The following is a 13527-nucleotide window of genomic DNA, read 5'->3' as shown; positions in this document are numbered from 1 at the left end:
CCAACTATGAGTATTGCACTTCAGAAGACTCTTTCACTGCTTCTCTTGATAGTTATTGGGATTTTTCTCCAGAAAAAACTACAAAGTGAGGATCAGAAAAAAGGGTTAAAAACCATAATTCTAAACATCGCATTGCCGGCTATGATCTTTGTCGCACTGTTGAAAATCGAAATCAATCCGGATCTCCTTATTCTTCCGGTTTTGGCTTTAGTATTCAATATTGTGATGATCTTCCTGACTAGGTATTCCTTGCCGTTCTTTGGCATCAAGTCTGATACTCCTGCGATGCGAACACTGATGTTGCTACTACCATCTTTAGCTCCTGGCTTGACATGTTTCCCCTTTATAGTAGAGTATCTTGGAGACGATGTGCTTGCCTGGGCAGCATTGGCAGACATAGGAAATAAGCTTTTCGTATTGGTATTAGCCTATTTACTTGCAATGTCCTGGTATTACAAAAACCAGAATCTAAAAGCAAAATCCAATGGGGAAAAAGTAAAAGAGCTATTGATCGCTATGGTAAGCGAACCTATCAATATGGTAATCCTAGTGGCGATCATCCTCCTCAGCTTTGGCTTCAACTTGGAAAGTATGCCTGGATTTCTCAGTGAATCTATCCTTATGATGAAGGATATGATGACTCCTTTGGTCTTGCTTTTCATAGGGATAGCAGTGATTTTCAAGTGGGATCAGTTACGCATGATTACCTCCCTACTCACTTTCAGAGCTGGATTTACATTTCTAATAAGCGGTCTATTTATTTGGCTAGTACCTATGCCATCTGAAGCTGCAGTTATCCTAGCAGTAGTTTTCCCTCAAAGTGCAGTGAGCTTCTGGCCATTTGCGCATATGTCATCCATAAGAAAACTTGAATATGAAAATGAGGATCAGAAAAGTAATCCAACCTTTGATCTGGAATTGGGAATAAATGTTCTGGCAGTTTCTATGCCTTTCAGCACCTTATTGATTTTGGGAGTTTTCACTTCGGGTAGCTATTTCACTTATCCAATTCACGTCATTACGATCGGTGCATTAATGGTGGGTTTAGCCCTGTTGCCAAAGGCAATTCAATGGATAAGAAATGCTGAGTTTAGCTTTGATTCTCTTAGAGAAAAGGTGCTAAAGGATAGTTCAGTAGAGTAATAAATATGAATTTCCCTATGATACCCCTAGGGCTTAACACAGAAAAATGTGGCAGGAAATAATATGAAATTTAGCTTTTAGCTTATCCCATACTTCAATCTAGAAAATGGTAGCATATCGGAAATAGTTAATTAAATGTAGGATTACAGAATATACTATAGGTCTGAACAATGAAAATGCCTGAGCTTTGCTTGGGCTTTTTTTATGCAAAACCTTAAAGATGCTTTTGAGAATTGAAGTGAAATTTCCAGCTTGGGTTAAATCCTATTTACTATTAAATTGAAAGCCCAAACTGTATTTAACATGCGCATTCATAACTATACTTTTCCAATTATTGCTCTGCTTTTTATTCTCATTTCCTGCCAAAGCAAGGTAGAAAAACCTCTTCCTGAAATTTCTCCGGAATTTACCACCGTATTGGATGCACATGGGGATTGGAAAAAATGGTTCAATGCAAAAGCTGAAAGCTATGCTATGATTCATGAAGGCGTAATGACCGAAGAAGATGCCTTTATCAACCTGGAAAGCAGGAAAATCAGATTGTCCAATTCAGAATTTGAAATTGGCTATGACGGAAATCAGACTTGGATCAGCCCAAACAGAGCCGCTTATAAAGGAAATTCAATAAAGTTTTATCACAACCTTTACTTCTACTTTTTCAATATCCCCTACATTTTCACAGATCCGGGTGTGACCGTTGAAAAGGTAGAAGACAAAATGCTGAACGGCAAAAAATATCCTACCTTCCAGGCAACATTCGATCCCAATACTGGATCAAGCCCAAAGGATCAATACTTTATGTTAGTAAATCCGGAAACGAACCGTCTGGAATATCTTCTCTACACAGTCACCTATTTTGGCGATGAAAACCCGCCATTTAGCGCTTTAAAATATGAGGACTACCGTAATTCCGATGGAGTATATTTTCCTCGCATTCTTACAGGGTATACTTTTGAAAATGATTCTACAAAGAGCATGAGGTATCAAGTCACGTTCGCAGATGCCTTACTTCTCGATGAAGAGTTTGATTCGGAAATATTTGAAAAGCCTGAAGATGGTGTGTTCTCAAATTGATTGAGAGCGATACTAAAATCTAATTTTGAGACTGCCGCTGGGTTTGAAAGGTCTGATTGTCCCGGATGGTGAAGAAGTTAGAGTCAACTAGATTGGATGTGTCATTGATTTTCAGCTGAAGATTATCTAGGTATTCATGCAATCCAAAACTTATAATTTCCCCTACTTCTGCAAATTCCAGTCTTGATCGCAGTTCCCCAATTGCCTTTTCTGCGGAGTTCATATACCCTCCACCTAGGTTACCGGAAATATTGTGCAAGCATTTTTCAGCTTCTTTCAGGCAATAGTAAATTGATCTTGGGAAGTACTTATTTAGTACCAAAAACTCCACCACGTTGGAAGACTCAATATTTCCATATAGTCTGCGGTACGTATTGAATGCTGTCACTGACTTCAGCAAAGCCATCCAATGCAGAAAATCCAGAGGAGTTCCTACTTGTTGATCCGCTGGCAAAAGAATATGATATTTTACATCCAGAATCCGGGAAGTTTTATCTGCTCTTTCTAAATATTGGCCCAATTGGCGGAAGTACCAGCCTTCAGTTCTGGCTACACTGCTATCCGCAATCCCATAAATCAATAAAATCTGATTTTTAACTTTTTCAAAAAATGGCCTTGGATCCTCTTTCTTCCAAACCCTCTTTTCCAAGCCATCCTGCATCATGTAGTAAAGTTCATTGGCTTTTTCCCAAGTTTCTTTATTAAGATTCTCACGGATGATTCGCGCATTTTCCCGCGCATTCTTAATGGTAGAAAGCATGGAATTTGGATTTTCTGCATCAAAACCCAAAAAGAATAACACCTGATTTCTTTCATATCCGGTACATTTTTTCTCATATAGATGCAAATCACCTGTAGCCGCGATTAACGGATGCCATTGCTCTTTCAGATCCACCGGCAGATCTTGCATTAGATTGAAATTCACATCAATAAACCGGGCATAATTTTCAGCCCGCTCCAGGTATCTCCCCAACCAATAAATACTGTTTGCTACCCTACTTAGCATATTTTTTTCTTATTATTTAATATAAAACCCAAGTATCCTTACTCCCTCCACCTTGTGAGCTGTTCACTACCAACGAGCCTTTCTTCAAAGCTACTCGAGTCAGCGCTCCCGGGATTACCTCTATTTCCTGACCGTACAAAATATATGGTCTCAAGTCTACATGCCTTCCGCTTATTCCCTCATCACAGAGAGTTGGAACTGTGGAAAGTGACAAAGTGGGCTGAGCGATGTAATTTGTCGGGTTATTTCTGACAAGTTCTCTGAATTTTGCATGCTCTTCCGGAGTTGCTTTTGGGCCGATCAGCATACCATAACCACCCGCTGCATTAGTTTCCTTTACTACCAATTCTTCTATGTGATCCAGCACGTATTGCCTATCCTCTTCTTCTCGGCATAGATACGTGGGTACATTATTCAAAATCGGTTCTTCATCCAAGTAGTATTTGATGATTTTAGGTACATAAGCATATACAGCTTTGTCATCAGCCACTCCAGTTCCAGGTGCATTCGCCAATGCGATATTGCCGGCTTTATAGGCTTCGAAAATACCAGGAATACCCAGCATAGAATCTGGATTGAAAATCTCTGGGTCCAAAAAGGTATCGTCGATTCTTCGGTAAAGTACATCTATTTGCTGTAACCCTTTGGTGGTTTGCATGTATACTTTTTTGTCCTCTACGATCAGATCCACTCCATTCACTAGTTCCACGCCCATTTGAAGAGCAAGATAGGAATGCTCGTAATAAGCAGAATTATATATACCTGGAGTCAATACACCAACTACAGGCTTTGGTTTTCCCGAAAGATTCTGAAGCATTCTCAGCAATTTCGTAGGATAGTTGGATACAGGCATTACACCCTTCTGATTAAAAATATCCGGATATACACGCTTGATAATTTCCCTACTTTCCAACATATAGGATACTCCCGAAGGACACCGAAGATTGTCCTCTAAAATATAGTATTCCCCATCCTTGGCCTTTACCAAATCCGTTCCGGTGATGTGGCACCATATACCCTTAGGTGGAGTGAGACCTATACATGGCTCCAAATAGTCCTTACTTTTCAAAATCAGTTCGGATGGGACAATTCCATCTTTGAGAATATTTCGCTCATTGTAAATATCCTGCAAAAACATATTCAGCGCCTTCGTTCGCTGCTTTAAGCCAGCCTCTAATTTCTGCCATTCTACATTTGGGATAATTCTTGGAATGATGTCCAAATGAAGAATTTTCTCCATCCCCTGATTGTCATGATAGACATTAAAAGTCATCCCCATCGAGCGCTGAGTCTGATTGGCAGAATGCTGAAGATGGTTCATCTTTCGTGAACTTGTCTTTTTCAAATGATGGTAAAACTCTTGGTAATGCTCTCTAACTTCACCCTCTCCAGAGATCATCTCATCGTAGTGCTCCCCTGCGTTGTATCCGTCGGTCTTCATAAGTTTATCTAAAATAAAACAAGCTTCAAAAAGATAGATGAAAAAGCGTAATTGTCAAAAATTTTATGAAAATAGGTTGAAATTTTTATCCAAATACAGATTTTAAGGATGTATTATTAAAATAATGATTCAATAATTATCAATTCCTCAATCACACCAAACCTTTCATCGGTCTTATGTTTCGCCATAAGTTAACTATTTATTCTTGGGTTAGATGCAAGGAATATCTGAACAGTTGATTAAAAAATTCTATTTTCGAGGCATGGTAAAGCGACTTTTAAAAATTCAGGATAGTGCTCTAGCTAAAAGAAATAGGATGTGGCGACAGATTAAAGATGGCCTTTTCATAGCTATAGGTGTTGTGATGGCAAGCATTGGATTGAAAGGTTTTTTACTACCAAACGGTTTCTTCGATGGAGGGGCTATGGGAATGTCACTCCTGCTGGAGATGCTTACTCCGATCAATCTTTCGGTATTGATAATTTTGGTTAACCTACCCTTCATATTCTTGGGCGCTCGGCAGGTTTCACTTCAGTTCGCTCTCAAAAGTGCTATAGCAATTTTTGGTTTGGCATTCTTGGTTCATTTTATTGAAGTCCCAGCTATCACCGCCGACAAATTACTGATTGCAGTCTTTGGTGGCTTCTTTCTGGGATCAGGGATTGGCTTTGCTATCCGGGGAGGAGCAGTAATTGATGGGACAGAGGTTTTGGCAATTTCTGTAAGTAGAAAATCCAGCTTGACCGTGGGAGATTTTATCACGGTATTCAATGTTTGTCTTTTTATTGTTGCTGCAATTTTCGTGGGTATAGAAACGGCCATGTACTCTATGCTTACCTATTTCTCTGCTTCCAAAACAGTGGATTTCATCATTAATGGTGTTGAAGAATACCTTGGCGTTATGATTATGTCTCCACAAAACGAGGACATCAAACAAATGATCTCCTATGATCTGGGTCGTGGGGTAACTGTTTTAAAATCAGATGGAGGCTATGGGAATAAGGCAAATGAAATGCCTGATAGAAAGGTACTTTTCTGTGTGATTACCCGGTTGGAAGTCACTAAGATGCTTGTTGAAATCAACAAAATCGACCCCAAAGCTTTTGTAATTCAATATCCGATCAAGGATACTAAAGGTGGGATGATTAAGAAGAGACCTCTTCACTAAAATTATCAATGTTCAATGGACAATTTTCAATTATCATGGGTTGATTTACTTGAACATTGATAATTGATAATTTATTGGGCCATATTCTTTCTTGTATTAAAAATGATCTTACCAAAAATCGCACAAAGCTCTTCAGATTCTTTTAGTAGCACATTTCGGTGAATAGTTTCACCAAATTTAGAATAGGTTAAAATCTTTAGTGTTGATCGGGATTCCTTCAATTCTTTTAAAACTATCCCATTTTTATGCATAAAGTCCTTTTTACTCTCAGCTCCCTGAGCTTCACCATAATTAAGACAAGCACCAGAAGCAGATCTTATCAATTGATTTCGCAAATGAAGCTCTGCAAAAGTATCTCCAAGTGAATTACAAAATTTAATCGTTTCACCAGCAAAACGAACCAACCGATCTTCTAAATCATATCTATTATCCATAAAATCCATTAAAAAAGCCCAATCGAATTTAATCCAATTGAGCCAATTTTTATTGATCAATTTTCAATGGTCAATAATTAATTTTCAAGGTTGAAGTCCTCAACACTTGTCCATTGAAACTTGAGTTTGAACTTTGATAATTTATGAAATCGTCGATCCGCTCGCCGTGCCTTCATGCGGCACCATCAGCTTCAGCTTGCCGTCTTTATCTTCTGCCATCAAAATCATTCCTTCAGAATCAATTCCCATCATTTTTCTTGGGGCCAAGTTGATCAACATAGTCACTTGCTTGCCAACCAAGAATTCCGGCTCAAAATGCTCTGCTACTCCACTAAGAACTGTTCTTTCTCCTAATCCAATATCTACTTTTAGTTTTAGCAATTTCTTTGACTTCGGCATTTTCTCTGCTTCCAAAATAGTCACCACCCGCATATCCAGCTTCGCAAAATCATCATAGGTGATTATCTCCTTCATTGGAGTCACAGGTGCATTTTCAGCTTCATTCATCTTCTTGGCATCTAATAGTTTTTGTACTTGTTTTTCTACGGTTACATCTTCTATCTTCTCAAATAGCAATCCCATCTCTCCTAGTGAATTTCCAGCATTCAGGATTTCGCTCTGACCAGCTTCAGACCAATTTATTTTTTCCATACCAAAAAGATCCACCAGTTTCCCGGCAGTAAAAGGCAAGAATGGCTCAGACACAATCGCCAGATTTGCTGCGATATTTAAGGCAATATTGAGTATTGTCTCAGTGCGGGTTTCGTCAGTTTTAATGACTTTCCAAGGCTCAGTATCAGCCAAGTATTTGTTCCCCAATCGAGCCAATTCCATCACGATGCTCAAAGCCTCACGGAATCTATAGCGCTCAATGGATGCGGCGATTTTCTCAGGGAATTCCGCCAACGCATCCAATATCTCCTGATCATAACCTGTTACTTCTCCTCGATGCGGGATTATACCCTGATAATATTTATGTGTCAAAACCACAGCACGATTCACGAAATTCCCGTAGATGGCCACCAGTTCTGAGTTATTTCTAGTCTGGAAATCCTTCCAGGTAAAGTCATTATCCTTAGTCTCAGGCGCATTGGCAGTCAGCACATAGCGAAGTACATCCTGCTTACCTCTAAACTCCTCTAAATACTCATGAAGCCAAACCGCCCAGTTTCTTGAAGTGGAAATCTTATCCCCTTCCAGATTTAAAAACTCATTTGCAGGCACATTATCCGGGAGGATATAGTCGCCATGTGTTTTTAGAATTGCCGGAAAAATAATGCAGTGGAACACTATGTTATCCTTTCCGATAAAGTGAACCAGCTTGGTATCCTGATCTTTCCAGTACGGCTGCCAATCAATACCCTTTTCTGCAGCCCATTCCTTCGTAGAAGATATATATCCTATAGGAGCATCAAACCAAACATAAAGCACTTTTCCTTCAGCATCCTGTAAAGGAACTTTGATGCCCCAGTCCAAATCTCTAGTCATTGATCTGGCTTGAAGACCTTCTCCAGCTTCCAGCCAAGAACGGCACTGTCCAAGCACATTGTTTTTCCAATCCTCCGCATGGTCTTCCAAAATCCACTTTTTAAGGAAATTTTGATACCTCGCCAAGTCCAAAAACCAATGCTTAGTCTCTTTTAAGACAGGAGTTCTACCGCTAAGTTTTGATTTTGGGTTGATTAGTTCTGTCGGGCTCAGAGAGCTGCCACACTTCTCACATTGATCTCCATACGCATTAGGATTGCCACATTTTGGGCAGGTACCTTCTATGTATCGATCCGCCAAAAACTGATTGGCTTCCTCGTCATAGTACTGCTCTGTACTTTGCTCCAGAAACTCACCTTTTTCATACAGATCCTTGAAAAATCCCTGTGCTGTCTCATGATGGATAGGCGCTGAAGTTCGGGAATAATGATCAAAACTGATCCCAAATTCCTGAAAGCTACCCTTCATGATTTGATGATAGTGATCTACTACTTCCTGAGGCGTTTTCCCTTCCTTTTTTGCTTTGATAGTAATCGCTACTCCGTGCTCATCCGAGCCACAGATATATGCCACGTCTTTGCCTAAGCTGCGCAAATAGCGCACGTAAATATCTGATGGAATGTAGCATCCTGCCAAATGACCTATGTGAAGCGGTCCGTTGGCGTAAGGTAGCGCGGAAGTGACTATATATCTTTTGAAGTGCTTATTGCTCATGATCAATCTAAGATTCGAAATAGTAAACCCTGCTTTGAAAAATAAAATTCAATGCAGGATCAGGGCGCAAAGATAGGAAAATCAGGCTTAGGCTACCTTAGGCATTTGCAAATTCATTGCGGGCTTCTTCAGTCAAAATCCCATTATAAATAATCGTAATCGCCTGGTCGTAGATATCTGCAGGAGGAATCTTCATCCCATTTTGAATAGATTCAGGAAACTTGCTGATGAACTTTGGATCCATAAGAGATTGTATGGCAGCGGCATACAGCATCACTACTAGATTGATATTTACGGTAGGATTAACCAATCCTTCTTTTACGCCCTGCTCCAACAATTGCTTGAAACGTGTATAGGCGGACTCGTTGATATACTGCGCAAGCCCCTCCCAGATTTCAGGAGTATACTCCCGCAAGTCTTCAAAAAGCCCCGGATTAATTGGGCCAAGTAAGGAAGCCATTACAGATAAGGTGGATTTGAGCTTTAGAGGAAAGGATATATATCGATTATCTACAATTGCCTCCACTTTGGCTGTGAGCTTGGTTTTGGCAACTTCAAAAGAAGCAGCTAGCAACTCAAATTTCCCAGGATAATATTTATAAAGTGTCTTTTTACTTATCCCCAGTAATTTGGCTATATCATCCATGGTGGTATGCCTATAGCCTTTTTCCAGAAAAAGCTTGTAAGCTGCATCCAGAATTTTGCTTTCTATAGTGGCTTTATTAGGCATTGGTAAATGAGAATAGATCGGATTGCAAAGGTTTGAAATTAAAAAAGGATAATCCAAAAATAATAAGGAGGAAGACAGAAGACGGGAACCCGGAATCATGGAAAAGCACTACCAATAACCCTTCCTTTTCTTCCCAATCTCTGCGACTTTGCCGTAAGTATCTATTATTTTTACAAGCCCTAATTTTTCTAAAAAGCCCATGAATCCACAGGAAGCCGAAAAGCGAATTGCCCAACTCACCCAGGAAATCAACTACCACAACAATCGCTATTATCAGGAAAGTAGTCCTGAGATCTCTGACTATGCGTTCGATAAGCTTTTGGAAGAATTGATCGCTTTGGAAACAAGCTTCCCGGATTTACTTGATCCCGACAGCCCAAGCCAACGTGTAGGCGGCACAATCACCAAAGAGTTTCAAACGGTGGAGCACAGCACTAAAATGCTTTCTCTTGGAAACACATATTCAGTAGAAGAGCTGATAGCCTTTGACGAACGTGTAGTGAAGGGGCTTGGACATCACGTGTTCGAGTATTTCTGTGAGATGAAATTTGACGGTGTTGCCATCTCTTTGGTCTATGAAAATGGTCGATTAATTAGGGCAGTCACACGGGGCGATGGATATCGAGGCGACGATGTCACTGCTAATGTGCGTACGATCCGTAATATCCCTTTGGAAGTAAAAGGTGATAACATTCCATCAAAATTCGAAGTGCGGGGAGAGATCTTCTTGCCATTAAAGGAGTTTCTTAAAATAAATGCTGAACGTGATGCAGCTGGGGATGCCCTACTCGCCAACCCAAGGAATGCTGCTTCGGGAACTCTAAAAATGCAAGACTCCTCTGTAGTTGCCAAGCGAAGATTGAATTGCTATTTCTATCAGTTGCTGGGTGACGAGCTCAGTGTGAATACGCATTCCGAAGCGATTTCCCTCATAGAAAAATGGGGATTCAATGTCTCCCAGACCTATAGAAAAGTCAATAACATTCAGGAGGTAATCCAATACATAGAAGACTGGAAAGAGAAGCGCTTTTCTCTTCCTGTAGATACCGACGGAGTGGTTCTGAAAGTTAATAATTACGATCAACGTGAGGAACTGGGCTTTACTGCCAAAAATCCACGCTGGGCGATTGCCTATAAATATAAGGCTGAAAGCGCTGAGACGGAATTGCTTTCTGTGACTTACCAAGTAGGGAGAACCGGAGCGATCACTCCAGTCGCAAATCTTTCTCCCGTGAGTTTGGCGGGAACCACAGTAAAACGTGCCTCTCTTCATAACGCCAATGAAATTGAGCGCTTGGATTTGCACGAAGGTGATTTTGTTTTTGTGGAAAAAGGAGGAGAAATAATCCCAAAGATCACTGCAGTAAATCCAGAAAGAAGAAGTACCGAAGCAAAACCTATTGCTTACATCACACGCTGCCCGGAATGTGACACCGAACTGGAGCGCAAGGAAAGCGAAGCCAAGCACTATTGCCCCAATGCCGAATCCTGCCCTCCTCAAGTATTGGGAAGGATAGAGCATTTTGTGCATAAACGTGCAATGGACATAGATTCCATGGGAACAGAGCGAATTAGAGCATTGATCGATCAGGGATTCATCACAGATCCAGCAGATATCTATGAGTTGGAAGGAAGAAAAGAAGAATTACTTGGTCTTGAGATGTCTCAGGATCAATATGAAACTGAGGGCGATGGCATTCTCTATATCACCTTGGAGAAAGCACTTTATGCCATAACAGAAGGCTTGACTTTCAAACAAGTTCATGATTTTCTTTCCGAAAACAATGAATTGCCACTTGCACAAATGCTTAAAGCATTTCAGGATCATATCAGAAAATTGAAGAAGAAAGTCCCTTCGAATACTGCGATGATCGATTATCTAATTTCAAATCTAAACGGTCACAACCTTCCCAAACTCGAAGATTACCTCCCTGTGGCGGTGGTGTTAGATCTTTTCCTCAGTAGAAAAGTGGATTTTCAACAGGTACTTGAAGTCAGCAAAAAAGAAGGAACTGTCCATGGCATTTTACTAAAGCTCAACTTAGGCCTCAATCAGGAACTAACTGATCGGATCAAAAAACTTAAAGCCAATACCTTTCAGGACGGAGTCATTAAAAATATGATGGAAGGAATTTCCGCCTCCAAAAATCAACCTTTCGAAAAGGTACTTTTCGCTTTGGGAATCAGGAATATTGGTGAGAACACCGCTCAGCTCCTTGCAAGACATTTTGGTACTATAGAAAAATTAGAAGCTGCCACATCTGAACAGTTATTGGATATCAACGGAGTGGGTGAAACGCTAGTCCATAGTATTCAAGACTTCTTTGCCCAACAAAAGAATCAAGAGATCATCGCTCGGCTCAAAAGCTCTGGATTGAAATTCGAAGTGGATGAATCTGAATCAAAACAACTCGGAAATTCATTGGAAGGCAAACGCATTCTGGCCAGTGGTAAACTGGTTCATTTCAAGCGTGATGAAATAAAAGATGCGGTAATTGCACATGGAGGCCAGTATATTTCCTCTGTATCCAAAAATCTGGACTTCATAATCGAAGGTGAAGACATGGGGCCAAGCAAAAAAGAAAAAGCCCAAAAGCTCGGCGTTCCGATGATTAGCGAAGATGAGTTTTTGAAGATGATAGGTGGGGGCGAATAATCATGGTTTTTTAAAGAACATATCATCCTCCCAAGAATCAGGATTGTTGATTATGTAATTTGAGATTTTAAAATGCGATTTCTCATTTTTGATTACATGGTCATGGAAACTCCTCTGCCAAACATTGTAAATATCAGTATTTGTGCGATGCCATTTGGTCACCCCTATTTTATATCCTCTTACGATCGACCCTATTGTTCTTGAAGGCGATTTGAATTCTGCAGTTTGTGGCTGTAGGGGCGAATCAACATTCGCCCTTTGCGGTTCATTGAAAGAAAGTTTATCCGCTGGTAGAGAATCAACAATTTCAATAATCCCATGAATGTGATTGGGCATCACAACAAATTCATGTAGAACAACTTCTGGATAATGACACGGTATTTGTGACCAACCATTTTGAGCCACACGACCAGATTGGCTTAGATGCATGATTTGTTCTTTGCCTGTTTTCAAAATTTCCCCAAAAAAACATTCTCGCTTATAGCAGCAAATTGTAATAAAATATAGAGCAGATTTAGAATAATAATATCCCTTTAATCTGACGGATCGACGATGATGCAAATTAGGATTGTATTTCATGATCGCTAAAAATTCGGTAATTAACACTTCTAAAAAATCATATTAAATATAACTAAAATCAATTTCCACATGATGGGTAGGAGCGAATAATCATTCGTCCTAGCAGAATAATGGTTGAGATTGATTCTGGGCGAATATTGATTCGCCCCTACATCAAACCCTTTTTTTCCAAAAACTGAATGTCAATTCCTATCATCCCATTATCTTTAGCCTCCCAAACCTTATACCCATGCAGCAACTTAAAGGAACCGGCGTAGCCCTTGTCACTCCATTTCATGATGATTACTCTATTGATTTTGATGGGTTAAAACGTCTAATCGATCACGTAATTGAAGGCGGGGTGGATTATTTGGTGGTTTTGGGAACTACAGGCGAGACTGTTACGCTCTCCTCTTCTGAGAAAAAACAGGTACTTAATGCCTGTCTCGAATATAATAATGGCCGTGTACCTGTAGTTTACGGCATGGGTGGAAACAATACCATGTCCGTCTTAAGTGATATTGCCAACACTGATTTCTCCGGTATCACTGCTGTTCTTTCTGTCAGTCCTTATTACAACAAACCTTCTCAAGCGGGGATAATTGCCCATTACAAAGCTATTGCTGATGCATGTCCTGTTCCTGTAATTCTTTACAATGTTCCAGGCAGAACCATGTCTAACATCACTGCGGAAACCACCTTGAGTCTTGCTGAACATTCCAACATCATCGGCATGAAAGAGGCTAGTGGCAACTTGGAGCAATGCATGCAGATCGCTGCTAAAATGCCGAAAGAATTCTTGCTAATTTCAGGCGATGATCTTATGACCAAAGCTTTGTATAGCATTGGCGGATCAGGAATTATTTCAGTGATGGCAAATGCGCTACCTGCAACTTTTAAAGCCCTATGCCATGGCTCAGAGGAAGAAAGTCTGAAAGCAGCATTCTCACTTCTGCCTTTGAACAGTCTCATGTATGAGGAAAGCAATCCTGTCGGTATTAAGAACTTGCTTTGTCACATGGGAATTTGCGATGACCAGGTAAGACTTCCCATGCTACGTGCAAGTTTAGGTCTAAACCAAAAGATCAAAGCTGAATTCCAAAAACTCAAGTAAG

Annotated in this window: 11 protein-coding genes; 5 read left to right on the top strand and 6 right to left on the bottom strand. The window is 40.2% G+C overall.

Annotation, left to right across the window (positions count from 1 at the left end):
• The first annotated feature begins 6 nt into the window (after nt 1–6).
• Together AACZ73_RS19095 and AACZ73_RS19090 are read left to right on the top strand one after the other, a co-directional pair.
• On the top strand, nt 7–1143 hold the full coding sequence (locus AACZ73_RS19095) for a permease (RefSeq protein WP_339880358.1): 1137 nt from the start codon (nt 7–9) through the stop codon (nt 1141–1143).
• A 303-nt stretch (nt 1144–1446) separates the two neighbouring features.
• Nucleotides 1447–2217: a DUF6503 family protein gene (locus AACZ73_RS19090; RefSeq protein ID WP_339880357.1), complete on the top strand. Its 771-nt coding sequence runs from the start codon at nt 1447–1449 to the stop codon at nt 2215–2217.
• Between the two features lie 19 nt (nt 2218–2236).
• Here the strand turns inward: AACZ73_RS19090 and AACZ73_RS19085 are convergent, their stop codons facing one another.
• Together AACZ73_RS19085 and AACZ73_RS19080 are read right to left on the bottom strand one after the other, a co-directional pair.
• Complete coding sequence (locus AACZ73_RS19085) at nt 2237–3223, bottom strand: alpha-E domain-containing protein (RefSeq protein WP_339880355.1); 987 nt, start codon at nt 3221–3223, stop codon at nt 2237–2239.
• 16 nt (nt 3224–3239) lie between these two features.
• A complete protein-coding gene (locus tag AACZ73_RS19080; protein ID WP_339880354.1) occupies nt 3240–4664 on the bottom strand; it encodes a circularly permuted type 2 ATP-grasp protein in 1425 nt (474 codons plus the stop codon).
• A 316-nt stretch (nt 4665–4980) separates the two neighbouring features.
• On the opposite strand from AACZ73_RS19080, the gene AACZ73_RS19075 reads away from it, so the two are divergent.
• Entirely contained in the window at nt 4981–5832 is an 852-nt protein-coding gene (locus tag AACZ73_RS19075) for a YitT family protein (RefSeq protein WP_339880353.1), read from the top strand.
• Nucleotides 5833–5903: 71 nt separating this feature from the next.
• Here the strand turns inward: AACZ73_RS19075 and AACZ73_RS19070 are convergent, their stop codons facing one another.
• The 3 genes from AACZ73_RS19070 to AACZ73_RS19060 all read right to left on the bottom strand — a co-directional run bounded on the left by AACZ73_RS19070 (nt 5904) and on the right by AACZ73_RS19060 (nt 9198).
• Nucleotides 5904–6326: a four helix bundle protein gene (locus AACZ73_RS19070; RefSeq protein ID WP_339880351.1), complete on the bottom strand. Its 423-nt coding sequence runs from the start codon at nt 6324–6326 to the stop codon at nt 5904–5906.
• Between the two features lie 81 nt (nt 6327–6407).
• Entirely contained in the window at nt 6408–8468 is a 2061-nt protein-coding gene (gene metG / locus AACZ73_RS19065) for a methionine--tRNA ligase (RefSeq protein WP_339880350.1), read from the bottom strand.
• 97 nt (nt 8469–8565) lie between these two features.
• Nucleotides 8566–9198 carry a TetR/AcrR family transcriptional regulator gene (locus AACZ73_RS19060; RefSeq protein ID WP_339880349.1) on the bottom strand — a complete coding sequence of 211 codons (633 nt, stop codon included), beginning with the start codon at nt 9196–9198 and terminating at the stop codon, nt 8566–8568.
• A gap of 199 nt (nt 9199–9397) precedes the next feature.
• Between AACZ73_RS19060 and ligA the strand changes: the two genes are divergently transcribed.
• Complete coding sequence (ligA, locus tag AACZ73_RS19055; RefSeq protein WP_339880347.1) at nt 9398–11854, top strand: NAD-dependent DNA ligase LigA; 2457 nt, start codon at nt 9398–9400, stop codon at nt 11852–11854.
• Here the strand turns inward: ligA and AACZ73_RS19050 are convergent, their stop codons facing one another.
• Nucleotides 11855–12433 carry a hypothetical protein gene (locus tag AACZ73_RS19050; protein ID WP_339880345.1) on the bottom strand — a complete coding sequence of 193 codons (579 nt, stop codon included), beginning with the start codon at nt 12431–12433 and terminating at the stop codon, nt 11855–11857.
• Between the two features lie 229 nt (nt 12434–12662).
• Between AACZ73_RS19050 and dapA the strand changes: the two genes are divergently transcribed.
• A complete protein-coding gene (dapA, locus tag AACZ73_RS19045) occupies nt 12663–13526 on the top strand; it encodes a 4-hydroxy-tetrahydrodipicolinate synthase (RefSeq protein ID WP_339880343.1) in 864 nt (287 codons plus the stop codon).
• The last annotated feature ends 1 nt before the right edge of the window (nt 13527 follow it).

It is taken from the genome of uncultured Algoriphagus sp., from assembly GCF_963974835.1.
Taxonomy (GTDB): domain Bacteria; phylum Bacteroidota; class Bacteroidia; order Cytophagales; family Cyclobacteriaceae; genus Algoriphagus.
This window is presented reverse-complemented; position numbering and strand designations above follow the sequence as displayed.

What these genes read in the sequence shown, in the direction of transcription:
- AACZ73_RS19095 (WP_339880358.1), top strand. Translation starts at nt 7, where the DNA reads ATGAGTATTGCACTTCAGAAGACTCTTTCACTGCTTCTCTTGATAGTT.
- AACZ73_RS19060 (WP_339880349.1), bottom strand. Translation starts at nt 9,198, where the DNA reads ATGCCTAATAAAGCCACTATAGAAAGCAAAATTCTGGATGCAGCTTAC.
- AACZ73_RS19090 (WP_339880357.1), top strand. Translation starts at nt 1,447, where the DNA reads ATGCGCATTCATAACTATACTTTTCCAATTATTGCTCTGCTTTTTATT.
- ligA (WP_339880347.1), top strand. Translation starts at nt 9,398, where the DNA reads ATGAATCCACAGGAAGCCGAAAAGCGAATTGCCCAACTCACCCAGGAA.
- dapA (WP_339880343.1), top strand. Translation starts at nt 12,663, where the DNA reads ATGCAGCAACTTAAAGGAACCGGCGTAGCCCTTGTCACTCCATTTCAT.
- AACZ73_RS19080 (WP_339880354.1), bottom strand. Translation starts at nt 4,664, where the DNA reads ATGAAGACCGACGGATACAACGCAGGGGAGCACTACGATGAGATGATC.
- AACZ73_RS19085 (WP_339880355.1), bottom strand. Translation starts at nt 3,223, where the DNA reads ATGCTAAGTAGGGTAGCAAACAGTATTTATTGGTTGGGGAGATACCTG.
- metG (WP_339880350.1), bottom strand. Translation starts at nt 8,468, where the DNA reads ATGAGCAATAAGCACTTCAAAAGATATATAGTCACTTCCGCGCTACCT.
- AACZ73_RS19075 (WP_339880353.1), top strand. Translation starts at nt 4,981, where the DNA reads ATGTGGCGACAGATTAAAGATGGCCTTTTCATAGCTATAGGTGTTGTG.
- AACZ73_RS19050 (WP_339880345.1), bottom strand. Translation starts at nt 12,433, where the DNA reads ATGAAATACAATCCTAATTTGCATCATCGTCGATCCGTCAGATTAAAG.